The following is a 24,916-nucleotide window of genomic DNA, read 5'->3' on the forward strand; positions in this document are numbered from 1 at the left end:
AGACCGGCTCAGCCGCCGATGTACGACATCTCGACGCGCCGTTCTTCGCGCGTCGTCGTCGATGCCGCGTTCGCGCTGCCACGCAGTTGCGAGTAGCGGTCGCCGCGCGCGTGCCAGATGTTGGCGATCGCGGTGGCGATGCCTGCATCGCTCGTGCCGTTGCGTACTAGCGCGCGCAGATCGTGGCCCGACGAAGCGAACAGGCAAAGATACACCTTGCCTTCTGTCGACAGCCGCGCGCGCGTGCAGTCGCCGCAGAACGCGCGCGTCACGCTGGAAATCACGCCGATCTCGCCGCTGCCGTCCGCGTAGCCCCAGCGCTGCGCGGTTTCGGCGGCGCTGTGCGCTTCGAGCGGCAGCAGCGGAAAGTGCTCGCTAATGCGCGCGACCACGTCCGCCGACGGCAGCACTTCCGTCATGTTCCAGCCATTCGACGTGCCGACGTCCATGTATTCGATGAAGCGCAGCACCACGCCCGAGTCGCGGAAATGCCGCGCCATCGGCACGATTTCGCTGTCGTTCGTGCCGCGCTTGACGACCATGTTGACCTTCAGCGGCGCAAGACCGACCGACTGCGCAACTTCGATGCCGTCGAGCACGTCGCGCACCGCGAAATCGGCGTCGTTCATGCGGCGAAACAACGCATCGTCGAGCGCGTCGAGGCTGACGGTCACGCGGCTCAGGCCTGCGTCTTTCAGGCTGCGCGCCTTGCGCGCGAGCAGCGAACCGTTGGTGGTGAGCGTCAGGTCGAGCGGCTTGCCCGCGGCCGTCGTCATGCGCGCGAGCCGTTCGATCAGGAATTCGAGGTTCTTGCGCAACAGCGGCTCGCCGCCCGTCAGACGGATTTTCTCGACGCCATGCGCGACGAAAATCGTCGCGATCCGCTCGATTTCCTCGAAAGTCAGCAGCGCGCTGTGCGGCAGGAACGAATAGTCCTTGTCGAACACTGCGCGTGGCATGCAGTAGACGCACCGGAAGTTGCAACGGTCGGTGACCGAAATGCGCAGGTCGCGCAGCGGGCGCGACAGCGTATCGGTCAGCTCGCCGCGCGGGGTCCGGATGGGACCGGCGACGTCGGGAACGGCGCTGACGTCGGCAACAGGAATGATGCGTCGGGACATGATGACATATTTGGGATATCAGACTTCATTCTAGCGGAAGGCCCTGTCCGTCACAGTAGGGCGAACGCGCGGTGCTGTCAGGTGAGGGACAACAAAAAGCCCGCCTTGAAGGCGGGCTTTTCGGGTTGCCCGGCGTTGCCGCCGGGCTAAGTTAGCGACCGCTTACTGCGGCTGCTTTGCCGTTTCGACCTGTTGCATCGGAGTCGTGTCGGCGGCCGGAAGCGGCTTGCGCTCGCGCGGCGCGCGTGCGGGCTTCACCGCCTGCGCGGCGGCTTCCTGCGCGACGCGCAGCTTGTCCGAGTCGGTGTTGACCCAGACGAGGCCGGCGCTTTCCAGCATCGTCTCGAGGCCTTGCGTCGACTGACGGCCGGCCGAAGCGCCGTTCGTGCGAACGGGTTGCGGCTCGGCTGCTGCGGCGATCGGCGCGGCTTGCGTTGCGGGTTCCGTTACGGCTTCCGTTACGGCCGGTTCCGCTGCGGGTTGCGCTTGCGCGACATCCGCGACGGGTTCCGCGACCGGCTGAACGACCGGCTCGGCGGCGGCCTGAACCACCGGCTCGACGACGGGCTGGGTTGCAACGGGTGCTTCGACAACCGGCTGCGCTGCTTCCGCAGGCGCTGCCGGGGCCGGAGCCGCTGCAACCGGCTCGGCTACAGGCTCGGCAACGACAGGCGCTTCGGCGACGGGTGCTGCCGCTACCGTCTCAACCGGCGCGGGCACTTCAACGGGAGCTTGCACCGTTGCGACAGGCGCAACCGCTTGCGGCTCGACAGCGACCGGCTCTTCGACGGCTGCTTCCGTGTGCGTCGCAACAGGCGCTTCGTCGGCGGGCACGACGGCTTCCGCCTTCGCAGCCTTTTCGACAGCCAGCGCCGGCGTTTCAGCCGATGCATGCAACTCGCTGACCACGGCGGCGCCCGTCGCGACGGCTGCCACGACGACCTCGACCGGCTTCACTTCCTGTGCCGGGTGTTGCTGAACAGCTTCGACCGCTTGCGGCTGCGCTTCGTGACGGCCCGTGTGTTCCGGCGCGCGCACGGGCGTTTCCGCCGATGCTGCCACAGCCGTTTCACCTTCCGCTTCCGCGACATCGGCGGCCGTGTTCACGTTCACGCCTTCCTCGTCACGCTCGCGACGGCCACCACGGCGGCCGCGACGGCGACGACGACGCTCTTCGCCATCACGCGCGTCGTCGATGGGAGCAGCGCCGCCCATCAGATTCGCTTGCGCCTGTGCGGCGACATCGGCCTGAGCGTCGTTCTGGCTCAGCGCGTCGGCTGCTTCGGGCTGCTGCTTGCGACGCTCGCCACGTTCGGCGCGTTCGCCACGCTCACGGCGCTCGCCACGGTCCGCCCGATCCTGGCGCTCGCCGCGCGTTGCCTCAGCGGTTTCTGCGCGTTCCGCACGCTCCTGACCGCGTTCGACGCGCTCCGGACGTACCTCGCGCGGTTCGCGTGCCTCACGAGGCTCGCGGCCTTCGCGCGGCTCGCGGCCGCCACGCGGTTCACGTGCTTCACGCGGTTCGCGTTCCTGACGTTCGCCGCGCTGCGACGGTTGACCCTGACGGCCTTGCGTTGCCGCGCCTTCGCCACGGCCTGCCGCATCGCGGCCACCTGCGCCGTTGCGACGGTTGCGGTTGCGATCGCCGCCGCGCTCGCCCGTGCGCTCACCACGCTCGGTGCGTTCGCCGCGTGCGGGCTTCGCCGTCTTCTCGACAGGAGCGGGCGCGGGAGCGGGAGCCGCCGGTTGCACACCGAACAGACCCTTCAGCCAGCCGATGAAACCGCCCGTCGCAGGCTTGACTTCAACGGTAGCGGCAGCGGGAGCGGGCGTGCGCACGGGCGCGCTCGGCGCCGGCTTTTCAGGCGTGATGCCCTTGACGGCCGCTTCCTGCTTCGGCTTCACCTCTTCGGCGCGCTTGCTGTATCCCGTTTCCGATTCCAGTTCGCGCGCTGCTTCTTCGGCCATCTTCCACGACGCGCGCGGATCGTCGAGGCGCGCGTCGTCGTGACGCAGACGCTCGAGCTTGTAGTGCGGCGTGTCGAGGTGCTTGTTCGGCACCAGCACGACGTTGACCTTGAAGCGCGACTCGATCTTGTTGATTTCCGAGCGCTTTTCGTTGAGCAGGAAGGCCGTGACTTCGACGGGCACCTGGCAGTGGATCGCCGCGGTGTTTTCCTTCATCGCTTCTTCCTGAATGATCCGCAGCACTTGCAGCGCGGACGATTCGGTATCGCGGATGTGGCCCGTGCCGTTACAGCGCGGGCAGGTCACGTGGCTGCCTTCCGACAGCGCCGGACGCAGACGCTGGCGCGACAGTTCCATCAGGCCGAAGCGCGAGATCTTGCCCATCTGGACGCGCGCGCGGTCGTGCTTGAGCGCGTCTTTCAGGCGCTGCTCGACTTCGCGCTGGCTCTTGGCCGACTCCATGTCGATGAAGTCGATCACGATCAGGCCGCCCAGGTCGCGCAGGCGCAACTGGCGCGCGACTTCGTCGGCCGCTTCGAGGTTCGTGCGCGTGGCCGTTTCCTCGATGTCGGCGCCCTTGGTGGCGCGCGCCGAGTTCACGTCGATCGCGACGAGCGCTTCCGTGTGGTCGATCACGATCGCGCCGCCCGACGGCAGCGGCACCGTGCGCGAGTACGCCGTTTCGATCTGGTGTTCGATCTGGAAACGCGAGAAAAGCGGCACGTCGTCGTGATACCGCTTCACCTTGTTGACATTGTCCGGCATCACGATGTCCATGAAGGCGCGTGCCTGGTCATGGATTTCCGTGGTGTCGATCAGAATTTCGCCGATGTCCGGCTGGAAGTAGTCGCGAATCGCGCGGATCACGAGGCTCGATTCGAGATAGATCAGCATCGGCTGACCTTGCGAGCCGCTTTGCGACGCGGCTTCGATCGCGCGCCACAGCTGCATCAGGTAGTTCAGGTCCCACTGCAGCTCTTCCGCGCTACGGCCGATACCCGCCGTGCGCGCGATGATGCTCATGCCTTCGGGCAGTTGCAGTTGGGACATCGTTTCGCGCAGTTCCTGGCGGTCGTCGCCTTCGATCCGGCGCGACACGCCGCCGCCGCGCGGATTGTTCGGCATCAGCACGAGGTAACGGCCGGCGAGCGAGATGAACGTGGTGAGGGCTGCGCCCTTGTTGCCGCGTTCTTCCTTCTCGACCTGAACGATCAGTTCCTGGCCTTCCTTGAGGGCGTCCTGGATGCGCGCCGAGCGCATGTCGATGCCTTCGCGGAAGTACTGGCGGGCGACTTCCTTGAACGGGAGAAAACCATGGCGGTCTTCGCCGTAGTTGACGAAACAGGCTTCGAGCGACGGCTCGATGCGGGTAATGATGCCCTTGTAGATATTGCCTTTGCGCTGTTCGCGGCCGGCGGTTTCGATGTCGATATCGATGAGTTTTTGCCCATCGACGATGGCGACGCGCAGTTCTTCCTGCTGCGTCGCATTAAACAACATGCGTTTCATTGAACGGCTCCAGAGCGGCTCTGCCTGTCCAGCCGACGGCGCACGGGAACGAACCCGGCCGACGGCTTGGGCAGCGGCATGCCGCGCCTTATTGTGTTTTCACAAGCACGCTGGAGCGGGAAAGATGGCGGGAGAATTGCCTGATATGGGCGCCGTCTCCAATAAATGGACGCGCAGCCGCAGGGCACATGCGAACACGGCTTCAAATAATGGCCCGACACGCCGCGGGTCCTGGCAGCCGACTAGCATAAGCCTTCGTCCACGTGCGCCGGCGCGCCAGTTGGGCGCGCGTCCGGACACGTTCGAAGGCTGCGGTCTTGCCGCAGCGGGCAGGCTCGCTCACTGCGCGTGCCTGTCCCGCTCGGGGTGTCTCGCCTCATTTTGACGTCGCCATGTCCTGCACTCTCCGCAGGACGACTCGGGCGCACGCCGTATTTTCGCCACCGGCCGCTTCGCGCTTAAGGGACATGAAAGCAGCCCTTGCCGAAGCTCGCCAGTCAAATTCTTTTTGACCAAAATTCCGTTACCGACGGTGCCGACTGTGACCGAACGTGCCTGTGGGCGCCGTCCCTGCCGTGTCGTGCATCGTGCGTGCAACTTGTTGCATCTCATTTTCAGGGCGAGCAACCAGCCCCCGGCGCAAGTAAAATGACGTTTTATCGCTTGCACCTGCGCAATCCACCCGCGATTCGGTTTAAGGCGCCGATCCTATATAGTCGGCCACCGCAGACTGCTGGGCAAATTATATTCAGAATGAAAGAGTTAGGCAAAATATCCCAGAAATCGGTGACAAGCGCCGTCGCAAGCGATCAGGTGTCGATGATCGAAATCGACGACAGCGCGGCCGGTCAGCGGATCGACAACTTCCTGTTGCGCGTCTGTAAGGGCGTGCCGAAAAGTCATATTTATCGGATTCTGCGCAGCGGCGAGGTGCGCGTGAACAAGGGCCGCGTGGACGCGCAGTACCGTCTCGCGTTCGGCGATCTGGTGCGCGTGCCGCCCATTCGCGTCGCGAAGGCGGACGAGGCGGTGCATGCGCCCGTGCCGTCCGCGCATTTCGAGATCCTGTTCGAAGACGAGCATATGCTCGTGATCGACAAACCGGCCGGCGTCGCCGTGCATGGCGGCAGCGGGGTCGCGTTCGGCGTGATCGAGCAGTTGCGGGCGGCCCGTCCGCAGGCGAAGTTTCTGGAACTGGTGCATCGGCTGGACCGCGAGACGTCGGGCGTGCTGATGCTCGCGAAAAAGCGCGCGGCGCTCGTGAATCTGCATGAGCAGATTCGCGAGAACCGGATGGACAAGCGTTACTACGCGTGCGTGCATGGCGAATGGGCGAGCGACTGGGGCCGCCGGAGGGCCGTGAAGGAGCCGCTGCACAAATATCTGCTGCCGGATGGCGAGCGGCGTGTGCGCGTGCAGCCGGACGGGCTGCCATCGCACACCATTTTCAATCTCGTCGATCGTTGGCCCGGTTACGCGCTGCTCGAAGCGGAACTGAAAACGGGTCGGACCCATCAGATTCGTGTCCATCTGGCGCATCTGGGGCTGCCGATCATCGGCGACGCCAAATACGGCGATTTCGCGCTGAATAAGGCGCTTGCGCGCGCAAATGCGCAGCCGGGGCTCAAACGGATGTTTTTGCACGCTTACCGGCTTAAGCTGACGCATCCGGCGACGGGCGACACGTTACAGTTCGAAGCGCCGTTGCCGGCAGACTGCAAGCGGTTCATCGCGCAACTTGCGGGGACGGCGGGCGCAGGAACGCACGAACAATCACAAACCGAGACGAAAACGCATGGCTAGAGAGCAATTTGACCTGATCGTCTTCGATTGGGACGGCACGTTGATGGACTCGACCGTCCACATCACGCGCAGCATTCAGGCGGCCTGCCGCGACCTCGGGCTGCCCGTGCCGGCTGACGAGGCCGCGAGCTTCGTGATCGGCCTGGGTTTGCGCGACGCGCTGCAGATCGCCGCGCCGACGCTCGATCCATCCGACTACCCGCGCCTCGCCGAGCGCTATCGTTTCCACTATCTGGTGAAGGATCAGACGACCGAGCTGTTTTCGGGTGTGCGCGAGATGCTCGCGGATCTGCGTGATCAAGGCTATCTGCTCGCGATCGCGACGGGGAAGAGCCGTGTCGGGCTGAACCGTGCGCTCGATCAGGTTCGGCTCACGAGTCTTTTCGACGGCACGCGCTGCGCCGATGAAACGTTCTCGAAACCGCATCCGGCCATGCTGCAGGAACTGACACGCGAACTGGGGCAGGATCCCGTGCGCACGGTGATGATCGGCGACACCACACACGATCTTCAAATGGCGATTAATGCGGGCGTGTCGGGAATTGGCGTCACATACGGCGCGCATCCTGCGGATTCGTTGACGGCGCTGGAGCCGAAATTCGTCGCGGACAGCATCGCGTCGCTGTCGGGCTGGCTGCGGGAGTACGCATGACGGACGTCGCGCACGAGGCGGTGCGCATTTGCGCATCCGAAGAACTCGTCGACGGCGGCGCGGGCGTGCGCCGCGACGCGACATTCGCGGGCGGCGACGCCGTCGTGTTCTTCGTCCGCTATGACGGCGTGGCGTATGGCTATCTGAACCGCTGCGCGCACGTGCCAATGGAGCTGGACTGGAACGAAGGACAGTTCTTCGAATCGTCCGGCTTATACTTGATGTGCGCGACGCATGGCGCGATTTACGCGCCGGATACGGGCAAATGCGTCGGCGGTCCGTGCCGCGGCGGCAGGCTTCGCCCGGTACGCGTCGACGAGCGCGACACGCCCGAAGGGCGCACAGTGTTCTGGCTTCCGGACGCCGATCTTCGTCCAGCATCTGCCTGATTTCCCAGCATCTTTTCCCGAAACCTCGTTTTCTCCGGCGGCAACGCATGTCCGATAATTTGACTCCCGATCCGAACGAACCGGCCGCAACGAGCCGAGAGCCGCGCCGGGTGCCCGCCGACGAGCCGAACTGGGAGCGCGCCGCGCTCGAACGGATTGCGCTGGCGGCCGTAAACGAGCAACGCGCGGCGCGACGCTGGCGCATCTTTTTTCGCTTCCTGTTCCTTGGCGTGCTGGTCCTGGTTGCGTGGGCTGTGCTGGATCTCAGCGGAGAGAAGGTCGCGACCACCACTGGCCGCCATACGGCACTCGTGACACTTGAAGGCGAGATCTCATCCGATACGAACGCGAACGCGGAAGATGTCGACGCGGCGCTAGCGAGTGCATTCGACGACGCGGGCACGGCGGGCGTGGTCCTGCGTTGCAACAGCCCGGGCGGCAGTCCTGTTCAGGCTGGGATCATCTACCGCGAAATCCGTCGATTGCGCGCGAAATATCCGTCTATTCCGCTTTACGTCGTTGTGAGCGACATGTGCGCGTCGGGTGGCTATTACGCTGCGGCGGCCGCCGACAAGATTTATGTGGACAAGGCGAGCATCGTCGGCTCGATTGGCGTGCTGATGGACGGCTTCGGTTTCACTGGCTTGATGGACAAGCTGGGCATTCAACGCAGGATGCGCACTTCGGGTGAGAACAAGGGCTTTTACGATCCGTTCTCGCCCGATACGCCGAAGATGGATCAACATGCGCAAGCGATGCTGGATGAGATCCACGCGCAGTTCATTGATGCTGTCAAGCAGGGGCGCGGCAAGCGCCTTCAGGACTCGCCGGATATCTTCTCCGGTCTTTTCTGGACGGGCGAAAAGAGCGTCGAGCTGGGCCTCGCGGACGGCTTCGGCGATACAGATTACGTCGCGCGCGAAATCATCAAGGCGCCCGATGTGGTGGACTACACGGTGAAGGAGAGCATCACCGACCGCGTTGCTCGCAAGTTTGGCGCGGCCGTCGGTAACGGCGCCGTGCATGCGATGGCGGCAATCGGCAGGTTGAATCTGCGATAAGGCGTTATCGGGCGGTGGCCCCGGACCCGGTAGGCCACCGCTTTCCCAGGCTCAGGCCGCCAGAATCAGAAAGATCGCTGGGCGCTTGTGGAGATCCAGCCCCGGCTTCTTCTTCCAGTCGGCAACCGTCCGGCTCACGATAGTTTCACTTTCCAGCGTCAGATCGACGGCGACGCACACCAGCGTCGACGGCGCACAGGTCGCGATCAGCGTGTCGAGCAAGGCGCGATTCCGGTAGGGCGTCTCGATGAAAATCTGCGTCTGCTTGCCTTTGCGCGACTGCTGCTCGAGGTCCCGCAGGCGTTTCGCGCGCTCGTTCGCGTCGACGGGCAAGTAGCCGTGAAACGCGAAACTCTGGCCGTTCAATCCCGACGCCATCAGCGCGAGCAGGATCGAACTCGGCCCGACAAACGGCACAACCTTCACGCCGCGCTCATGCGCGCGCCGCACGAGCAGCGCGCCCGGATCGGCGACGGCCGGGCAGCCCGCCTCGGACACGAGCCCGGCATCCGTCCCCGCAAGGACGGGCGCCAGCAATTTGTCGATTTCGCCCGCCGGCGTATTGACGTTCAGTTCGCGAATCTCGATTTCCTGGATGGGTCGTTCCGTGCCGACTTTCTTCAGGAATGCGCGCGTGGTTTTGGCGTTTTCGCCTATGTAATAGTGCAGGGCGGCCGCGCGAGCGCGAACGGGCGCGGGCAGGACATCGTCCAGCGCGGCGGCGTCACCATCGCCGAGCGTGTTCGGGATCAGATAGAGAACGCCGCTCATCGCACCTCCAGAAGCGGATAGCCGGCAGCGAGCAGCATGCGCGTGAGCGCGATCAGCGGCAGGCCGATCAGCGCGGTGGGATCGTCGGATTCGATCGCGTCCAGTAGTGCAATACCGAGGCCTTCCGCTTTTGCGCTGCCCGCGCAGTCGTATGGTGCCTCGGCGCGCAGATAGGCGTCGAGCGCGGCGTCGGGCAGATCGCGAAAGCGTACGCGCGTGACCACGTCGACGGTTTGCGCATCGCCCGGACGGCTGTCGAACAGGCACAGCGCGCTGTGAAAAAGCACCTCGCGGCCGCGCATGCCTTGCAGTTGCGCCAGCGCTTTTTCGTGCGTACCGGGCTTGCCGATCTGATGGCCATCGTAGGTCGCGACCTGATCCGAGCCGATCACGAGCGCTTGCTCACCGGCGGTAAGCCCGGACGCGACGGCGCGCGCTTTCGCCTGCGCGAGGCGCAATGCGGTCGCTTCCGGCGATTCGCCCGCGCGCGGTGTTTCGTCGATAGCGGGCACGGCGACGTCGAACGGAATGCGCAACCGTTCGAGCAGTTCGCGCCGATACGGCGAACTCGACGCCAGAATCAGGCGGGGCGGGCGTTTGGAGGAATCAGGCATGCTGGAAAAGAACCTTGATCTGTAGGTAAAACTGAAGGTGAAAAGGCGGGGCGCGAACGCGTTCGCGCGAGTGGCCTTAAGTGTTTGACTCGAAAAGACAAAACGGATATGATTTTGGGCTTTTCATCGGTATGCTTTGCCGAATGGCGCACCGGATGGGCCTTCCAGCCGTCTTCCTCGCCAGCAAATCAACGCATAACGACTTACCCGGCTGAAATCCTTGCCGACGCAGGAGCGCACATGACTCAACATCCTGGCAAACCTGCTGGTCTCGTCGACCCGCGTGCATTCGACCTGTTCGAATTTGCCCGTAGTGGACGTCAGGCCGCGGGTACCGTGCGCGTCTCGCAACTGCCGCGCATGTTAAACGAAGTCCCGCAGGAAGCGCCAGACCGCGACACCGCGTTCACCTGGCAAGCCGAAGGGGCGACGCAGCCGGAATTGCAGGACGACGGCACCGAGGGTCCGCAGCCGTATCTGAGGCTCGCGATTCACGGCGCCGCATGGCTCGAATGTCAGCGTTGCCTGTCTCCGTACGAGCAGGCATTCAACGTCGATGCGACTTACCGGATCGTCAATACGGAAGAGGAAGCTGAAGAGTTTCCTCTGGACGAGGATGAAGTCGATGTGATCGTTGGGTCACGCCAGTTCGATCTTGTCGACTTGATCGAAGAGGAATTGCTGCTTTCGTTGCCGCTCGTGCCGAAGCACGATGCCTGTCCCGAAGTACACGAGAGTCTCAGCTCGGGCGCTAGCGGGCTGGAAGGCGAAGAGACCGTCAAGGGAGAAGCTGAAGAGGGTGAAGAACCCAAGCGGCCGAATCCTTTTGCGGCGCTCGAAGGCCTGAAATCGGGCGAATCCGGCGACAAGAAGCACTGAACAGTTGCATGGGAGCGCGACAGGGCGCGCCGGGCACGATGGTTTAGCCACGTGGCCTATGGCGGTTGCCGTGCCGGGCTGTGTTAGAATTCGGAAAATTTTCAGGAGTTATCATGGCAGTTCAACAAAACAAGAAGTCGCCGTCGAAGCGCGGCATGCACCGCTCGCACGATTTCCTCAACGCAGCGCCGCTGGCTGTTGAGCCGAGCACGGGCGAAGTGCATCTGCGTCACCACGTCAGCCCGAACGGCTACTATCGCGGCAAGAAAGTCGTCAAGACGAAGAACGACTAATCGCCCAGCATCGCGCTCCTTTGGGTCTGACCCATTGGTATTTCGCGTGGCGATCGGCTCGCTTGACATTTTCCCGGTTCATCAAAAAGGCGGCATTCAACTGCCGCTTTTTTGTGCCTGAAATTCGTCGCATTCCATGACTGTAAAGCTCACGATAGATTGCATGGGAGGCGACCACGGCCCGTCCGTGACCGTTCCCGCTGCCGTCAACTTCGTTCGCTCGCACCCCGATGCGCACCTGATGCTCGTCGGCATCGAAAGCGCGATTCGTGCTCAGCTGAAGAAGCTGAAGGCGTCCGACAATCCGGCACTCACGGTTGTACCCGCGTCCGAGATCGTCGCCATGGACGATCCCGTCGAAGTCGCGCTTCGCAAGAAGAAAGACTCGTCGATGCGCGTGGCGCTCAACCGCGTCAAGGACGACCAGGCGCAGGCTTGCGTCTCCGCCGGCAACACCGGCGCGCTGATGGCCGTTTCCCGTTATGTCCTTAAAACGCTCCCGGGCATCGAACGTCCGGCGATCGCGTTTGCCTTGCCCAATCCCACCGGCTACACGACGATGCTCGACCTCGGCGCGAACGTCGATTGCGAGCCGCAGCATCTGCTGCAGTTCGCGGAGATGGGGCACGCGCTGGTTTCAGCCGTCGAAGGCAAGGAGCGTCCGAGCATCGGGCTCCTGAATATCGGCGAAGAGGTCATCAAGGGCAACGAAACGATCAAACGTGCGGGCGAACTGCTGCGTAGCAGTACGCTTAATTTCCGCGGCAACGTGGAAGGCAACGATATCTACAAAGGCACCGTCGACGTGATCGTCTGCGATGGCTTTGTGGGTAACGTTGCGCTGAAGACGTCCGAAGGGCTCGCGCAGATGCTGTCCGACATCATCAAGGAAGAATTCGGCCGTTCGTGGCTGACCAAGGTGATGGCGGTGCTGGCGCTGCCCGTGCTGCTGCGTTTCAAGAAACGCGTCGATCACAGGCAATACAACGGCGCAGCGCTGCTCGGCCTGCGCGGGCTCGTGATCAAGAGCCACGGCTCGGCTGACGCCTACGCGTTTGAGTGGGCCATCAAACGCGGGTATGATGCGGTCAAAAATGGCGTTCTCGAACGTCTTGCCCGCGCGATGGAGGAGAACGCGGGTTCCCTCGAACAAGCGAAGCACGAGGCCGGGGGCGCGGGTTCCGCGAGCCAGATGGCGAGCCCGATCGCGGGTCCGGTGTCCGGACAGCCGGCCGAGCCCTACAGCGCACAATCCTCGAAGACATAATGGCTCAATCCACTACCTATTCCCGCGTGCTGGGCACGGGCAGCTATCTGCCGCCCAACCGCGTTTCCAATCAGGAACTGGCTGATCGTCTCGCAAAGCAAGGCGTCGAGACGAGCGACGAATGGATCGTGGCCCGCACGGGCATCCATGCGCGTCATTTCGCCGAACCTGATGTCACTACCAGCGACCTCGCGCTGTTCGCGTCGCAACGCGCGATCGAAGCGGCCGACGTCGATCCGCAATCCATCGACCTCATCATCGTCGCCACGTCAACGCCGGACTTCGTGTTTCCGAGCACGGCATGTCTGCTGCAGAACAAGCTGGGCATCAAGAATCATGGCGCTGCCTTCGATGTGCAGGCCGTGTGCTCAGGTTTTGCCTATGCCGTTGCGACGGCTGACAGTTTCATCCGAAGCGGGCAACATCGTACTGCGCTGGTGGTCGGTGCTGAAACGTTCTCGCGCATCCTCGATTTCAACGACCGTACTACCTGTGTGCTGTTCGGCGACGGCGCAGGTGCAGTCGTGCTGCAGGCGTCGGACGAGCCGGGCGTGCTGTCGAACGCGCTGCACGCTGACGGCAGCCATTCGAACATCCTTTGCACGCCGGGCAATGTGAACGGCGGCATCGTGCAAGGCAGTGCGTTCCTGCACATGGATGGTCAGGCGGTCTTCAAGCTCGCCGTCAACGTGCTCGAGAAAGTCGCGGTCGAAGCGCTGCAGAAGGCGGATCTCAAGCCCGAGCAGGTGGACTGGCTGATTCCGCACCAGGCCAATATCCGCATCATGCAGAGCACGTGCCGCAAGCTCGGCCTGCCGCAGGAGCGGATGGTCGTCACCGTGCATGAGCACGGCAATACGTCGGCAGCGTCGATTCCGCTCGCGCTCGACGTTGCCGTTCGCGACGGACGCATCCAGCGCGGTCATAACGTGCTGATCGAAGGCGTCGGCGGCGGCTTTACATGGGGCGCGTCGGTCATCCGTTTCTGACGACCGCGCGCGGCGGCGCCTGGAGCGCCGCTTCAAGTGGCAGCGCACGTCGTGTGCGCGTCACGCACATTTGAACTCATCGAATTGGGGACGATATGAAATTTGCGTTCGTTTTTCCAGGGCAGGGCTCGCAGTCGGTCGGCATGCTCAACGCGTTCGCCGACAATGCGATCGTGCGCGAAACCCTCCAGGAAGCGTCCGACGCGCTCGACCAGGACCTCGGCAAGCTGATCGCCGAAGGGCCGGCCGAAGACCTGAACCTCACCACCAATACCCAACCCGTGATGCTGACGGCTGCTTACGCGATCTTTCGCGCATGGCAGGCGGCGGGCGGTCCTGCGCCTACAATCGTGGCCGGCCACAGCCTGGGCGAATACACGGCGCTGGTCGCCGCTGGCGCGCTGAAGTTTCGCGACGCTGTGCCGCTCGTGCGTTTCCGCGCGCAAGCCATGCAGAACGCGGTGCCCGTCGGGCAGGGCGGCATGGCCGCGATTCTCGGCCTCGACGACGACACCGTGCGCGAAGTGTGCAAGGAAGCATCGGTGGCGGGTGTCGTCGAAGCCGTCAACTTCAATGCACCCGCGCAGGTCGTGATCGCCGGTCATAAGGCGGCCGTCGAGAAGGCGTGCGAAGTAGCCAAGGCGAAGGGCGCCAAGCGCGCGCTGCCGCTGCCCGTGTCCGCGCCGTTCCATTCGTCGCTGCTCAAGCCCGCTTCGGATCAGCTGCGCGAGTACCTCGCGAGCGTCGACGTGCAGGTGCCGTCCATTCCCGTCGTCAATAACGTCGATGTGGCCATCGTCAACGAGCCGGCTGGCATCAAAGATGCGCTGGTACGTCAGGCGGCCGGCGCGGTGCGCTGGGTCGAATGCGTGCAGTCGATTGGCAAGCATGGCGTCACGCACGTGATCGAATGCGGTCCGGGCAAGGTGCTAGCAGGGTTGACCAAGCGTATCGACGGCAATCTGGTCGGCGCGTCGATCATCGATCCGGCCTCGCTCGACGAAGTGCTAAAAGTCGTCGCAGCCTGAACGTCTGGTTGAAGACAGCAAAGAATCGAACAGCCCTGCATGTGCAGGGCACTGTGGAAAGCAACGATGGAAAAGACTCTCGATAAACAGATTGCGATCGTAACGGGCGCTTCGCGTGGCATCGGCCGCGCAATCGCGATCGAACTCGCGCGTCAGGGCGCGACGGTGATCGGCACGGCAACGAGCGAAAGCGGCGCGAACGCGATCACGGAAGCGTTCAAGGCCGAAGGTCTGAACGGCCGCGGCGCAGTGCTCAACGTCAACGACGCGGCCGCGGCCGAAGCGCTGATCGACGGCACGGTGAAGGAATTCGGCGTGCTCAACGTGCTGGTGAACAACGCGGGCATCACGCAAGACCAACTCGCGATGCGCATGAAGGACGACGACTGGGACGCCGTCATCGACACGAACCTGAAGTCCGTGTTCCGTCTGTCGCGCGCAGTGCTGCGCCCGATGATGAAGGCGCGCGGCGGCCGCATCATCAACATCACGTCGGTGGTAGGTTCGGCGGGCAATCCCGGGCAGGTGAACTACGCCGCAGCAAAAGCGGGTGTGGCTGGCATGACGCGTGCGCTCGCTCGTGAGATTGGCAGCCGCGGCATCACGGTGAACTGCGTCGCCCCGGGTTTCATCGACACCGACATGACCAAGACGCTGCCCGAAGAACAGCAAACCGCGCTGAAGGCGCAGATTCCGCTCGGCCGTCTCGGCAGCCCGGAAGATATCGCACACGCCGTGACGTTCCTCGCATCGCCGCAGGCCGGTTATATCACCGGCACGACGTTGCACGTGAACGGCGGCATGTATATGTCGTAATCGAATTCGGTTACTATCCGCGCCTTGAAGCCATTCGAAGTGCGGATTTAAACGGCTCTACAGCAACCTTGTGCGTCGCTTTTTTACAGATGCAAACCTGATAAAATGCGCGCACCTGTATTTATGAACTTTTTTCCCTTGGAGGGGTAATGGACAATATCGAACAGCGCGTCAAGAAGATCGTTGCAGAACAACTCGGTGTTGCCGAAGCGGAAATCAAGAACGAAGCATCGTTCGTGAACGACCTCGGCGCTGACTCGCTCGACACGGTCGAGCTGGTGATGGCTCTCGAAGACGAATTCGGCATGGAAATTCCGGATGAAGAAGCCGAGAAGATCACGACGGTTCAGCAAGCGATCGACTACGCTCGCGCGAACGTCAAGGCCTAAGGCCATTCGCGCCTGGCCGGTTGCCCGTACGTCGGTGCAACGAGGGCAGGCGTCAATGCCGATGCGCATGCGCGCAAGCCTGACGGCGTCGTTCAAGGCGCACTGGCCGATGCAGCAAAGGTCGGCTCTTTCGCCATTGCGCTTACTGGTGCAGGTTCTGGCGTCGACGCCAGTGCATCGGTCAGCGTATTCGTCAGCGCCCTGGTCAGCGCGATCGTCAGGTTAAACAGCCACAGGGCTCACAGGGCACTTTCCTGTGCGCTGCTGTGGCTTTTGTTTTGTCATCTATGGAAAAGGGGTTACCGTGAGCCGTCGTCGTGTTGTTGTTACAGGCCTGGGGCTTATTTCGCCTGTTGGCAATAATGTTGCCGACGGCTGGGCCAATCTGGTCGCCGGCAAGTCCGGCATCGCCAACGTCACGAAGTTCGACGCGTCGAACTTCTCCACGCGTTTTGCCGGCGAGGTGAAGGGCTTCAATATCGAAGACTACATCCCCGCCAAGGAAGCGCGCCACATGGATACGTTCATCCATTACGGCGTGGCTGCAGGCTTCCAGGCGATGAAGGACAGTGGCCTCGAAATCACCGAAGAGAACGCGGAGCGTGTCGGCGTGGTGGTCGGCTCGGGCATCGGCGGCCTGCCGATGATCGAAGTCACGCAAACGGAACTGCTGAACCGCGGCCCGCGCCGTATTTCGCCGTTTTTCGTGCCTGCGTCGATTATCAACATGATCTCCGGCCATCTGTCGATCAAATTCGGTCTCAAGGGCCCGAACCTGTCGATGGTGACGGCATGCACGACGGGTCTGCATTGCATCGGCGAGGCCTCGCGCCTGATCGAATACGGCGACGCCGACGTGATGATCGCGGGCGGCGCGGAATCGACCGTTTCGCCGCTGGGTATCGGCGGCTTTGCGGCGGCGCGCGCGCTGTCGCAGCGTAACGATGATCCGGCGACGGCGAGCCGTCCGTGGGACAAGGACCGCGACGGTTTCGTGCTCGGCGAGGGTGCAGGCGTGATGGTGCTCGAAGAGTACGAACACGCGAAGGCGCGCGGCGCGAAGATCTACGCGGAAGTCAGCGGCTACGGCATGAGCGGCGACGCGTACCACATGACGGCCCCGCTGGAAGACGGCGACGGCGCACGCCGATGCATGCTTGCGGCGATGAAAAACGCGGGCGTTAACCCTGACTCGGTGAACTACCTGAACGCGCACGGCACGTCGACGCCGCTTGGCGACCTGGCTGAAACCACGGGCATCAAGCGCGCATTCGGCGATCACTCGAAGAAGATCGTCGTGAACTCTACGAAGTCGATGACGGGTCACCTGTTGGGTGGCGCGGGCGGCTTGGAGTCGGTGTTCACGGTGCTGGCCGTGCATCATCAGGTGTCGCCGCCGACCATCAACATCTTCAACCAGGACCCGGAATGCGATCTCGACTACTGCGCGAACACCGCGCGGGAGATGAAGATCGATGTCGCGCTGAAGAACTCGTTCGGGTTCGGCGGCACGAACGGCACGCTGGTTTTCAAGCGCTTCTAAACATTTGACGGCGATAGCGTCGCTGCCGGCTACGTCGGCGCATGCTTCCGATACCGCAGTGAACGGCGGACCCTCGCAGCGCATAGCGTTGCGGCGGTCCGCCGCGTTGTATCTGGCGACGGCACTTTTTATCGCTTTTGCCGTGGCGGCTGTCTGCATGACGATTACGCCCCGCTTCGGCGTTGCCTGGGCGGTTGTGGATGCCGCGGCGGTGTTCGCGATTCTGGCGGCGTCGGCGGCCCGTCATGCGCGCAATCAGCCGGGTGCCCTTAAAATCGGGCCGGAAGGACTGTCTGTCTGGAATCGGGCGGGAATATTACGCGCTCAGGGCCGTATCGTTGGATGCAGCCAGTGGAGCGACAGCCTGCTGATGCTGTGGCTCGAGGAAGATGGCGGCAAGCTGCATCGGCTTCTCATCGCGGCGGACATGGCCGAACGCGGCGCTTTTCGCGAGATCGCCGTGCTGGCGAGGCACAGCGCGCGCGTCTGAGCGGGTTTCGCGGCGCGGGCCGGGCGCCTTGGCTGTAAAGACTGTAACGGCTGTTACGGGCGTAACGTGCCGCGGTGGAGGGGACGCTACAATGGTGCCCCGCTACACGCGCAAAAGTTAACGGATTTATCAGGTGAGCGAAAAAGAAATAGATCAGGTGCTGGTTGAGCGCGTCCAGAATGGCGACAAGGCCGCGTTCGAGCTGCTGGTCGCCAAGTACCATCGCAAGATCATCCGCCTGATCTCGCGCCTCGTGCGGGATCCCGCCGAGGTCGAGGATGTGGCCCAGGATGCCTTCATCAAGGCATACCGGGCGCTGCCCCAATTCCGCGGCGAGTCCGCGTTCTATACGTGGTTGTACCGGATTGCCGTCAACACGGCCAAGAATTACCTTGCGACCCAGGGCCGGCGAGCGCCCACTTCGACGGAAGCAGATGCAGAAGAAGCTGAAACTTTCTCGGATGCCGACCAACTAAGGGATATCAACACGCCCGAGTCGATGTTGATGAGCAAACAGATCGCTGAGACTGTCAATGCTGCGATGGCGGTTTTACCGGAAGAACTGCGCACCGCCATCACTCTTCGTGAAATTGAAGGTCTGAGCTACGAGGAAATCGCTGAAATGATGGGTTGCCCGATCGGCACCGTCAGATCAAGAATTTTCCGCGCTCGCGAGGCCATTGCGGCAAAATTGCGTCCGCTGCTTGACACACCCGAAGGCAAGCGCTGGTAGCAGCTGTTCAACACAGCAGCCAGCCGGTCCTCGCGGACAGCGGCGCAGTCTCTGGGTTAAGTGGTGTCACTACGGGGTGTCTGTAAAGATGGGGAGCATCATGGGGTCGGTTTCGATGCCAATGCAATCGAATGCACAAGCGAACTCGCAAGGCGAGCGTCTGTCTGCTTTTGTCGACGGCGAACTGCTCGACGGCGAGCATCCAAACACAATTCTGGCCGCGCTGGGTCGTGAAGACCGCGCGACCTGGTCGTGCTATCACCTGATCGGCGACGCACTGCGTTCCGACGATCTGGCCGTCAGCCCGGCAACGAGCAGCGCGTTTCTGAACGGTTTCGCAGCCCGCTTCGAAAGCGAGGTGCATGTGCTGGCGCCGGTTTCCGTGCCAGCCACGCGCCGTCTGCTGGCGCTGCGCCGCCGGGTCATTCCGGCGTTCGCAGTGGCCGCTGCCGCGGCGACGCTGACGTGGATCGTGATGCCGCAGCTTTCGGGCGTGAGCACGGTCGCGGGCGTGACGCAGGTTGCATCGGTCGCGCCGCAGGGCGATTCGGTGCAGCGCGTGGCGATGGCTTCGATGCCCGCCGCGACCACCGCTCAAGCCAATGTATCGGATGGCAACATCATCCGTGACGCGAGCCTCGATCAATATCTGGAAGCGCATCAACAGTTCGGCCTTCAGCCCGTCGTATCGGGTTCTATGCCGTTGCTCCGCGCGGCTTCTCTGACCACGCAGGGCCACTAGTCTGATGCAGAGTCTGCGGTTGAAAAAAACGACTATCTGGGGGCGGCTGCCGGCATTTCTGTTCTATGCAGCCGTGATGTTGTCCGCCACGTCGCGCACCTACGCGCAAACCGACGACTCTGCCACCCGGCACAGCGCGGCGGAACTGTTGAACCGCGTTCATCAGGCTGCGCAGCAGCAGAACTACGAAGGCACGTTCCTCTATCAGCGCGGCAACTTCGTGCAGTCGTCGCGCATTGCCCATTACGCGACGCGTAACGACGGCGAGTTCGAATCGCTCGAAAGCCTCGACGGCGCGCCGCGCAAGATCTTGCGCCACAACGACGAGCTGTACACGTTCGTGCCGGAGCGGCATCTGTGCGTCGTCGAAAGACGGCAAAACAAGGACTCGTTCCCGGCGCTGATGTCGGCGAGCGGCGAGCAGGTCCTGTCCGTCTACGAGCCGAAGATGCTGGGCACGGACCGCGTGGCGGGCGTCGACAGCCAGGTCATCGAGCTCGATCCGAAAGACGCGAACCGCTTCGCGTACAAGCTGTGGGCCGATACGAAAACGGGGCTGCTGCTACGTGCGCAGACGCTCGATCCGAGCGGCCAGGTGCTCGAGCAGATGTCGTTTTCGCAGATTCGCATCGGTGTGCCCGTGGACAAGGCGCCGATCGCCAGCGGCATCAAGAACACGTCGGGCTGGACGGTGGTACGCCCGCCCGTCGAGCCCGTCGATATGGAAGCGCAGGGCTGGCAGGTCACGTCGCCCGTCGCGGGTTTCCGCAAGATTCGTGAGCTGCGCCGGCCGATGGCGGCGCACGATCCATCCAATCCGCCCATTCCTGTCGACCAGATGGTGTTCTCCGACGGTCTCGCCGCGATCTCGATCTTCGTCGAGCCGGTCGAGAAGAGCACCCGCAAGGAGGGCGCGGGAAACAGCGGGGCAACGCACGTGCTGGTCAAGCGGCGCGGCGATTTCTGGATCACCTTGCTCGGGGAAGTGCCTCAGACCACGTTGCAGCAATTTGCGGCTGCCATAGAATACAAGCCTTCCAGGTAATCCTTCGGTCCCCTACGACATGACGATTCTTTCGGTGCGCAAATTCTTCGCGGCCGCAGTTCTGGTGGCTTGCCTGCCCCTCGCGCCGCATGCGGCGTCGGCGGCGCCTGCTGCCAATCTGCCCGATTTCACCGATCTGGTCGACAAGGTCGGGCCGGCCGTCGTCAACATCCGCACCACGGCGCGCGTGTCCAATAGCACGCGCGGATTGCCGCCAGGCATGGACGACGGCGACATGTCGGAGTTTTTCCGGCGTTTCTTCGGCATTCCGATGCCTAACTCCCCGCAGTCGCCGCAATCGCCGGGTACGCCGAATTCTCCTAATTCCCCGCGAGGCGGCAACAACGACCAGGACCAGTCGCCGGATAGCGGCGGCAGCGATTCCGAGCAGAACAGCGGCGTCGGCTCGGGCTTCATCCTGTCGGCGGATGGCTACGTGATGACCAACGCGCACGTGATCGACGACGCGGACACGATTTACGTCACGCTCACCGACAAGCGCGAGTTCAAGGCCAAGCTGATTGGCGTCGACGACCGCACGGACGTGGCCGTCGTGAAGATCAACGCGACGAATCTGCCGACCGTGCCGATCGGCGATTCGAACAAGGTGCGCGTCGGCGAATGGGTCGTCGCGATCGGTTCACCGTTCGGTCTCGAGAACACGGTGACGGCGGGCATCGTCAGCGCGAAGGGGCGCGACACGGGCGACTATTTGCCGTTCATCCAGACCGACGTCGCGGTGAATCCCGGCAACTCGGGCGGCCCGCTGATCAACATGCAGGGCGAGGTGATTGGTATCAACTCGCAGATTTATAGCCGCACGGGCGGTTTCATGGGCATCTCGTTCGCGATTCCCATCGACGAAGCGATGCGCGTGGCCGAGCAGCTGAAAACGTCGGGCAAGGTCACGCGTGGCCGGATTGCCGTCGCGATCGGCGAAGTGACGAAGGACGTGGCCGATTCGCTCGGTCTGCCGAAAGCGCAGGGCGCGCTCGTCAGCAGCGTCGAGCCCGGTGGTCCGGCGGATAAAGCTGGTGTGCAGCCGGGCGACATCATCCTGAAGTTCAACGGTCACAATGTGGATACGGCGACGGACCTGCCGCGCATGGTCGGCGACACGAAGCCGGGCACGAAGGCGACGATCACGCTGTGGCGCAAGGGCCAGACGCGCGAATTGCCTGTGACCGTGGCCGAAATGCAGCCTGACAAGACGGCGAAGGTCGACCCGAAAAAGGCGCCGACGCCGAAGCCGCGTGCGTCGAACGCGCTGGGCGTGGCCGTCAGCGACATTCCGGCCGACCAGATGAAGACGCTCAAGCTGCGCAACGGCGTCCAGGTCGACGCCGTCGACGGTCCGGCCGCGCGTGTCGGCCTGCAGCGCGGCGACATCATTCTGCGTGTCGGCGACACGGACGTCACGAGCGCAAAGCAGTTCGACGAAGTAACCGCACATCTCGACCCGTCGAAGATGGTCGCGTTGCTGGTCCGTCGCGGCGAGAACACGCAGTTCGTGCCGGTTCGCCCGCGCGCGCAGAAGTAAGCAAGGTGGTCAACGCGATGGCATCGCTCACGCTCTACGGACGCGCGTGGTGCCACCTCTGCGACGACATGCGCACCGCGCTCGCGCCTTTGCTGGCCGAGTACGGCGCGCAACTCGAAGTGATCGACATCGACGCCGATCCTTCGCTCGAAGCGCGTTACAACGATTGGGTTCCCGTGCTGGTTCATGAGGGCGTCGAGTTGTGTCATTACCATCTCGACGAAGCGCGGGTCCGTGCGGCGCTGGCGGGGCATCACGCAACGCCGCCCCGTTGAACGCAATCGACGCGCCATCGAACCTGCAGGCCGAAAGCGGGCGGCCAGATAGCATGAATAACGCCCGCTACCCGTAAGTCCCGCCCGCCGACCCCCTTTTCGGCTAAAATAGATAGGTTTTTCACTTACTTACAAGGCGTGCTCCGCTATCGTCAGAGCGCGCCTTTTTCGCTTGATCGGCACTGAATGGATCATATTCGTAACTTTTCGATCATTGCGCACATCGACCATGGCAAGTCGACGCTCGCCGATCGCATCATCCAGCTTTGCGGCGGTCTGTCGGACCGCGAGATGGAATCGCAGGTCCTCGACTCGATGGACCTCGAACGCGAGCGTGGCATCACCATCAAGGCACAAACTGCCGCGCTGTCGTACCGCGCGCGCGACGGCAAGCTGTACAACCTGAACATGATCGACACGCCCGGGCACGTCGACTTCTCGTACGAGGTCAGCCGCTCGCTCTCCGCGTGTGAAGGCGCGCTGCTGGTCGTCGACGCGAGTCAGGGCGTCGAGGCGCAAACGGTCGCCAACTGCTACACGGCCATCGAACTTGGCGTGGAAGTTGTGCCCGTGCTCAACAAGATCGACCTGCCGGCCGCGAACCCCGAAAACGCAATCACCGAGATCGAAGATGTCATCGGCATCGACGCCACCGACGCGACGCATTGCAGCGCGAAGACGGGCTTGGGCGTCCAGGATGTGCTCGAAGCGCTGATCGCGAAAGTGCCGCCGCCGAAGGGCAGCCCGGACGAGCCGCTGCAGGCGCTGATCATCGACTCGTGGTTCGATAACTACGTCGGCGTCGTGATGCTGGTGCGTATCGTCAACGGTACGCTGCGTCCGAAAGACAAGATCCGGATGATGGCGACGGGCGCGGAATATCCCGTCGAACACGTCGGCGTGTTCACGCCGAAATCGAAGAATCTGGAAGAACTGTCGGCAGGGCAGGTGGGTTTCATCATCGCCGGCATCAAGGAACTGACGGCGGCGAAGGTCGGTGACACCGTCACCATCGTCAAGCGTCCCGCGGCCGAACCGCTGCCCGGCTTCAAGGAAGTGAAGCCGCAGGTGTTCGCCGGTCTCTACCCCGTTGAAGCGAACCAGTACGACGCGCTGCGCGAATCGCTGGAAAAACTCAAGCTCAACGACGCATCGCTGATGTACGAGCCGGAAGTGTCTCAGGCTCTCGGCTTCGGTTTCCGTTGCGGCTTCCTTGGTCTGTTGCACATGGAGATCGTCCAGGAGCGTCTCGAGCGCGAGTTCGACATGGACCTGATCACCACCGCGCCGACCGTGGTCTATGAAGTCGTGCAGCGTGACGGCTCGATCATGACGGTCGAGAATCCGGCGAAGATGCCGGACCCGTCGAAGATCGAAGAAGTGCGCGAGCCTATCGTCACCGTGAACCTGTACATGCCGCAAGATTATGTCGGCTCGGTGATCACGCTGTGTACGCAAAAGCGCGGTTCACAGATCAACATGCAGTATCACGGCCGCCAGGTGCAGTTGACGTACGAAATCCCGATGGGCGAAATCGTGCTCGACTTCTTTGACCGGTTGAAGTCGGTGTCGCGCGGCTACGCGTCGATGGACTATGAGTTCAAGGAATATCGCGCGTCGGACGTCGTGAAGGTCGACATGCTGATCAACGGCGACAAGGTCGACGCGTTGTCGGTGATCGTTCACCGTTCGCAGAGCCAATATCGCGGCCGCGAAGTCGCTGCGAAGATGCGTGAAATCATTCCGCGTCAGATGTATGACGTCGCCATTCAGGCAACCATCGGTGCGCACATCATTGCGCGCGAGAACATCAAAGCACTTCGTAAGAACGTTCTGGCAAAGTGCTACGGCGGCGACATTACGCGTAAGAAGAAGCTGTTGGAAAAGCAGAAGGAAGGTAAGAAGCGGATGAAGCAGGTCGGCTCCGTCGAGATTCCGCAAGAAGCTTTCCTCGCGATTCTGCGCGTCGAAGACAAATAAGACTAAGAACTGGAACCTTATGAATTTTGCGCTGATTCTTTTTGTGCTCGTGATCATTACGGGCGTGGCATGGGTCGCGGACAAACTGGTTTTCCTGCCAAAGCGGCGCCGCGCGGCGGAAGCCGCCGTCGCCGAGTTCGACAATCAGCAGGCGCGCGTCGGCGAGCGCTTCGCCGATGAGAATGCGCCCGCCACACGCGCGCGCCTGCGTGACGAAAAGCTTCGCCAGCCGTGGTGGCTTGAATACACGGCGAGTTTTTTCCCGGTGATTCTCGTCGTGTTCGTCGTGCGTTCGTTCGTCGTCGAGCCGTTCAAGATTCCGTCGGGTTCGATGGTGCCGACGCTGCTCGTCGGCGACTTCATCCTCGTCAACAAGTTCGACTACGGCATCCGTCTGCCCATCACGAATACGAAGGTTACGGAAGGCCGTCCGCTGCAACGTGGCGATGTCGTTGTGTTCCGTTACCCGAAGGACGAATCGGTCGACTACATCAAGCGCGTGATCGGCCTGCCTGGCGACGTCGTCTCGTACGAGGACAAGCAGCTCACGATCAACGGCAAGCCCGTGCCCGAGACGGCGCTGCCCGATTACTTCGATGAAGAGCGCATCGGCTACGCGAAGCAGTTCGAAGAAGACCTCGACGGGCGCAAGAACCGCATTCTCAATAACCCGGCTGTGCCGCCGTTCATTGTCGGCGCGGAAGACTTCCCTTATCGCGATAACTGCAAGTACGACGCACGCGGTGTCACGTGCAAGGTGCCGCCGGGCAACTACTTCATGATGGGTGACAACCGCGACAACAGTGCCGACAGCCGCTACTGGGGCTTCGCGCCGGACAAGAACATCGTCGGTCGCGCGTTCTTCATCTGGATGAACTTCAGCAATTTGAAACGCATCGGCGGCTTCCATTGATCGCCACTCACGCATCGCAAGACGATGCGCGCTGAACCCGCGCAACACGTCGCGCATCGAGCGCGACGTGTTATCACGCTACTTTAACAACGCGCGGTAACGTCGC

The 24,916-nt window shown here is 62.8% G+C and carries 24 protein-coding genes; 20 read left to right on the plus strand and 4 right to left on the minus strand.

All coding sequences use genetic code 11. The annotated features are described in order from the left end of the window. Positions 1-8: 8 nt before the first annotated feature. Positions 9-1,121, minus strand: a complete 1,113-nt coding sequence (gene moaA, locus C2L65_RS04345; protein ID WP_042306863.1) for a GTP 3',8-cyclase MoaA — start codon at positions 1,119-1,121, stop codon at positions 9-11. Positions 1,122-1,283: 162 nt separating this feature from the next. Further along, positions 1,284-4,598 (minus strand): Rne/Rng family ribonuclease, encoded by a 3,315-nt coding sequence (locus tag C2L65_RS04350; protein WP_042306865.1) that lies wholly within the window; start codon positions 4,596-4,598, stop codon positions 1,284-1,286. 753 nt (positions 4,599-5,351) lie between these two features. Between C2L65_RS04350 and C2L65_RS04355 the strand changes: the two genes are divergently transcribed. The 4 genes from C2L65_RS04355 to C2L65_RS04370 are packed head-to-tail and all read left to right on the plus strand — an operon-like array spanning position 5,352 to position 8,503. After that, positions 5,352-6,401 (plus strand): RluA family pseudouridine synthase, encoded by a 1,050-nt coding sequence (locus C2L65_RS04355; protein ID WP_042306867.1) that lies wholly within the window; start codon positions 5,352-5,354, stop codon positions 6,399-6,401. Then, positions 6,394-7,053, plus strand: coding sequence for an HAD-IA family hydrolase (locus C2L65_RS04360; protein ID WP_042306869.1), 660 nt, complete (start codon positions 6,394-6,396; stop codon positions 7,051-7,053). Before C2L65_RS04355 ends, C2L65_RS04360 begins: the two co-directional genes overlap by 8 nt. Then, on the plus strand, positions 7,050-7,442 hold the full coding sequence (locus C2L65_RS04365; protein ID WP_042306871.1) for a Rieske (2Fe-2S) protein: 393 nt from the start codon (positions 7,050-7,052) through the stop codon (positions 7,440-7,442). The genes C2L65_RS04360 and C2L65_RS04365 overlap by 4 nt, the downstream gene beginning before the upstream one ends. 47 nt (positions 7,443-7,489) lie before the next feature. Continuing rightward, positions 7,490-8,503, plus strand: a complete 1,014-nt coding sequence (locus C2L65_RS04370) for a S49 family peptidase (RefSeq protein ID WP_042306873.1) — start codon at positions 7,490-7,492, stop codon at positions 8,501-8,503. A gap of 51 nt (positions 8,504-8,554) precedes the next feature. Here the strand turns inward: C2L65_RS04370 and C2L65_RS04375 are convergent, their stop codons facing one another. Both C2L65_RS04375 and C2L65_RS04380 read right to left on the minus strand, forming a co-directional pair. Further along, positions 8,555-9,274: an SAM-dependent methyltransferase gene (locus C2L65_RS04375; RefSeq protein WP_042306874.1), complete on the minus strand. Its 720-nt coding sequence runs from the start codon at positions 9,272-9,274 to the stop codon at positions 8,555-8,557. After that, positions 9,271-9,888 (minus strand): Maf-like protein, encoded by a 618-nt coding sequence (locus C2L65_RS04380; protein ID WP_042306875.1) that lies wholly within the window; start codon positions 9,886-9,888, stop codon positions 9,271-9,273. Before C2L65_RS04380 ends, C2L65_RS04375 begins: the two co-directional genes overlap by 4 nt. 240 nt (positions 9,889-10,128) lie before the next feature. Here C2L65_RS04380 and C2L65_RS04385 point away from each other — a divergent pair, with 240 nt between their 5' ends. The 16 genes from C2L65_RS04385 (at position 10,129) to lepB (ending at position 24,810) form a co-directional block, all read left to right on the plus strand. After that, on the plus strand, positions 10,129-10,767 hold the full coding sequence (locus tag C2L65_RS04385; protein WP_042306876.1) for a DUF177 domain-containing protein: 639 nt from the start codon (positions 10,129-10,131) through the stop codon (positions 10,765-10,767). 113 nt (positions 10,768-10,880) lie between these two features. Then, positions 10,881-11,060, plus strand: coding sequence for a 50S ribosomal protein L32 (gene rpmF / locus C2L65_RS04390; RefSeq protein WP_007741736.1), 180 nt, complete (start codon positions 10,881-10,883; stop codon positions 11,058-11,060). Positions 11,061-11,196: 136 nt separating this feature from the next. After that, entirely contained in the window at positions 11,197-12,327 is a 1,131-nt protein-coding gene (gene plsX / locus C2L65_RS04400; protein WP_042306879.1) for a phosphate acyltransferase PlsX, read from the plus strand. After that, entirely contained in the window at positions 12,327-13,316 is a 990-nt protein-coding gene (locus C2L65_RS04405) for a beta-ketoacyl-ACP synthase III (protein ID WP_007741733.1), read from the plus strand. The genes plsX and C2L65_RS04405 overlap by 1 nt, the downstream gene beginning before the upstream one ends. A gap of 95 nt (positions 13,317-13,411) precedes the next feature. Continuing rightward, positions 13,412-14,344 carry an ACP S-malonyltransferase gene (gene fabD, locus C2L65_RS04410; RefSeq protein WP_042306880.1) on the plus strand — a complete coding sequence of 311 codons (933 nt, stop codon included), beginning with the start codon at positions 13,412-13,414 and terminating at the stop codon, positions 14,342-14,344. Positions 14,345-14,410: 66 nt separating this feature from the next. Next, complete coding sequence (fabG, locus tag C2L65_RS04415) at positions 14,411-15,160, plus strand: 3-oxoacyl-ACP reductase FabG (RefSeq protein ID WP_009770780.1); 750 nt, start codon at positions 14,411-14,413, stop codon at positions 15,158-15,160. Positions 15,161-15,309: 149 nt separating this feature from the next. Beyond that, on the plus strand, positions 15,310-15,549 hold the full coding sequence (gene acpP / locus C2L65_RS04420) for an acyl carrier protein (RefSeq protein ID WP_004197638.1): 240 nt from the start codon (positions 15,310-15,312) through the stop codon (positions 15,547-15,549). Between the two features lie 304 nt (positions 15,550-15,853). Next, the gene (gene fabF / locus C2L65_RS04425) at positions 15,854-17,092 is read left to right on the plus strand and encodes a beta-ketoacyl-ACP synthase II (RefSeq protein ID WP_042306883.1); all 1,239 of its coding nucleotides are present in this window, start codon (positions 15,854-15,856) and stop codon (positions 17,090-17,092) included. Positions 17,093-17,150: 58 nt separating this feature from the next. Further along, on the plus strand, positions 17,151-17,582 hold the full coding sequence (locus tag C2L65_RS04430; protein WP_233446473.1) for a protein YgfX: 432 nt from the start codon (positions 17,151-17,153) through the stop codon (positions 17,580-17,582). Between the two features lie 133 nt (positions 17,583-17,715). Beyond that, the gene (rpoE, locus tag C2L65_RS04435) at positions 17,716-18,315 is read left to right on the plus strand and encodes an RNA polymerase sigma factor RpoE (protein ID WP_007734577.1); all 600 of its coding nucleotides are present in this window, start codon (positions 17,716-17,718) and stop codon (positions 18,313-18,315) included. 100 nt (positions 18,316-18,415) lie between these two features. Further along, positions 18,416-19,057, plus strand: coding sequence for a sigma-E factor negative regulatory protein (locus tag C2L65_RS04440; protein WP_042306885.1), 642 nt, complete (start codon positions 18,416-18,418; stop codon positions 19,055-19,057). A 4-nt stretch (positions 19,058-19,061) separates the two neighbouring features. Next, positions 19,062-20,102, plus strand: a complete 1,041-nt coding sequence (locus C2L65_RS04445; RefSeq protein ID WP_042306887.1) for a MucB/RseB C-terminal domain-containing protein — start codon at positions 19,062-19,064, stop codon at positions 20,100-20,102. Between the two features lie 19 nt (positions 20,103-20,121). Further along, positions 20,122-21,642 carry a DegQ family serine endoprotease gene (locus tag C2L65_RS04450; RefSeq protein ID WP_042306889.1) on the plus strand — a complete coding sequence of 507 codons (1,521 nt, stop codon included), beginning with the start codon at positions 20,122-20,124 and terminating at the stop codon, positions 21,640-21,642. Positions 21,643-21,659: 17 nt separating this feature from the next. Continuing rightward, positions 21,660-21,917 (plus strand): glutaredoxin family protein, encoded by a 258-nt coding sequence (locus C2L65_RS04455; protein WP_042306891.1) that lies wholly within the window; start codon positions 21,660-21,662, stop codon positions 21,915-21,917. Positions 21,918-22,103: 186 nt separating this feature from the next. Then, positions 22,104-23,897, plus strand: a complete 1,794-nt coding sequence (lepA, locus tag C2L65_RS04460; RefSeq protein WP_042306892.1) for a translation elongation factor 4 — start codon at positions 22,104-22,106, stop codon at positions 23,895-23,897. A 19-nt stretch (positions 23,898-23,916) separates the two neighbouring features. Further along, on the plus strand, positions 23,917-24,810 hold the full coding sequence (gene lepB, locus C2L65_RS04465) for a signal peptidase I (RefSeq protein WP_042306894.1): 894 nt from the start codon (positions 23,917-23,919) through the stop codon (positions 24,808-24,810). The last annotated feature ends 106 nt before the right edge of the window (positions 24,811-24,916 follow it).

It is taken from the genome of Paraburkholderia terrae (genome assembly GCF_002902925.1).
Classification (GTDB): domain Bacteria; phylum Pseudomonadota; class Gammaproteobacteria; order Burkholderiales; family Burkholderiaceae; genus Paraburkholderia; species Paraburkholderia terrae.

Excerpts from the sequence above, each read along its gene's own strand:
- C2L65_RS04365 (WP_042306871.1), top strand. The coding sequence starts at position 7,050 with ATGACGGACGTCGCGCACGAGGCGGTGCGCATTTGCGCATCCGAAGAA.
- C2L65_RS04355 (WP_042306867.1), top strand. The coding sequence starts at position 5,352 with ATGAAAGAGTTAGGCAAAATATCCCAGAAATCGGTGACAAGCGCCGTC.
- C2L65_RS04440 (WP_042306885.1), top strand. The coding sequence starts at position 18,416 with ATGGGGTCGGTTTCGATGCCAATGCAATCGAATGCACAAGCGAACTCG.
- C2L65_RS04385 (WP_042306876.1), top strand. The coding sequence starts at position 10,129 with ATGACTCAACATCCTGGCAAACCTGCTGGTCTCGTCGACCCGCGTGCA.
- plsX (WP_042306879.1), top strand. The coding sequence starts at position 11,197 with ATGACTGTAAAGCTCACGATAGATTGCATGGGAGGCGACCACGGCCCG.
- lepA (WP_042306892.1), top strand. The coding sequence starts at position 22,104 with ATGGATCATATTCGTAACTTTTCGATCATTGCGCACATCGACCATGGC.
- C2L65_RS04450 (WP_042306889.1), top strand. The coding sequence starts at position 20,122 with ATGACGATTCTTTCGGTGCGCAAATTCTTCGCGGCCGCAGTTCTGGTG.
- C2L65_RS04445 (WP_042306887.1), top strand. The coding sequence starts at position 19,062 with ATGCAGAGTCTGCGGTTGAAAAAAACGACTATCTGGGGGCGGCTGCCG.
- rpmF (WP_007741736.1), top strand. The coding sequence starts at position 10,881 with ATGGCAGTTCAACAAAACAAGAAGTCGCCGTCGAAGCGCGGCATGCAC.
- C2L65_RS04455 (WP_042306891.1), top strand. The coding sequence starts at position 21,660 with ATGGCATCGCTCACGCTCTACGGACGCGCGTGGTGCCACCTCTGCGAC.
- C2L65_RS04370 (WP_042306873.1), top strand. The coding sequence starts at position 7,490 with ATGTCCGATAATTTGACTCCCGATCCGAACGAACCGGCCGCAACGAGC.
- fabG (WP_009770780.1), top strand. The coding sequence starts at position 14,411 with ATGGAAAAGACTCTCGATAAACAGATTGCGATCGTAACGGGCGCTTCG.
- C2L65_RS04405 (WP_007741733.1), top strand. The coding sequence starts at position 12,327 with ATGGCTCAATCCACTACCTATTCCCGCGTGCTGGGCACGGGCAGCTAT.
- C2L65_RS04375 (WP_042306874.1), bottom strand. The coding sequence starts at position 9,274 with ATGAGCGGCGTTCTCTATCTGATCCCGAACACGCTCGGCGATGGTGAC.
- acpP (WP_004197638.1), top strand. The coding sequence starts at position 15,310 with ATGGACAATATCGAACAGCGCGTCAAGAAGATCGTTGCAGAACAACTC.
- lepB (WP_042306894.1), top strand. The coding sequence starts at position 23,917 with ATGAATTTTGCGCTGATTCTTTTTGTGCTCGTGATCATTACGGGCGTG.
- C2L65_RS04360 (WP_042306869.1), top strand. The coding sequence starts at position 6,394 with ATGGCTAGAGAGCAATTTGACCTGATCGTCTTCGATTGGGACGGCACG.
- moaA (WP_042306863.1), bottom strand. The coding sequence starts at position 1,121 with ATGTCCCGACGCATCATTCCTGTTGCCGACGTCAGCGCCGTTCCCGAC.
- C2L65_RS04380 (WP_042306875.1), bottom strand. The coding sequence starts at position 9,888 with ATGCCTGATTCCTCCAAACGCCCGCCCCGCCTGATTCTGGCGTCGAGT.
- fabD (WP_042306880.1), top strand. The coding sequence starts at position 13,412 with ATGAAATTTGCGTTCGTTTTTCCAGGGCAGGGCTCGCAGTCGGTCGGC.
- C2L65_RS04350 (WP_042306865.1), bottom strand. The coding sequence starts at position 4,598 with ATGAAACGCATGTTGTTTAATGCGACGCAGCAGGAAGAACTGCGCGTC.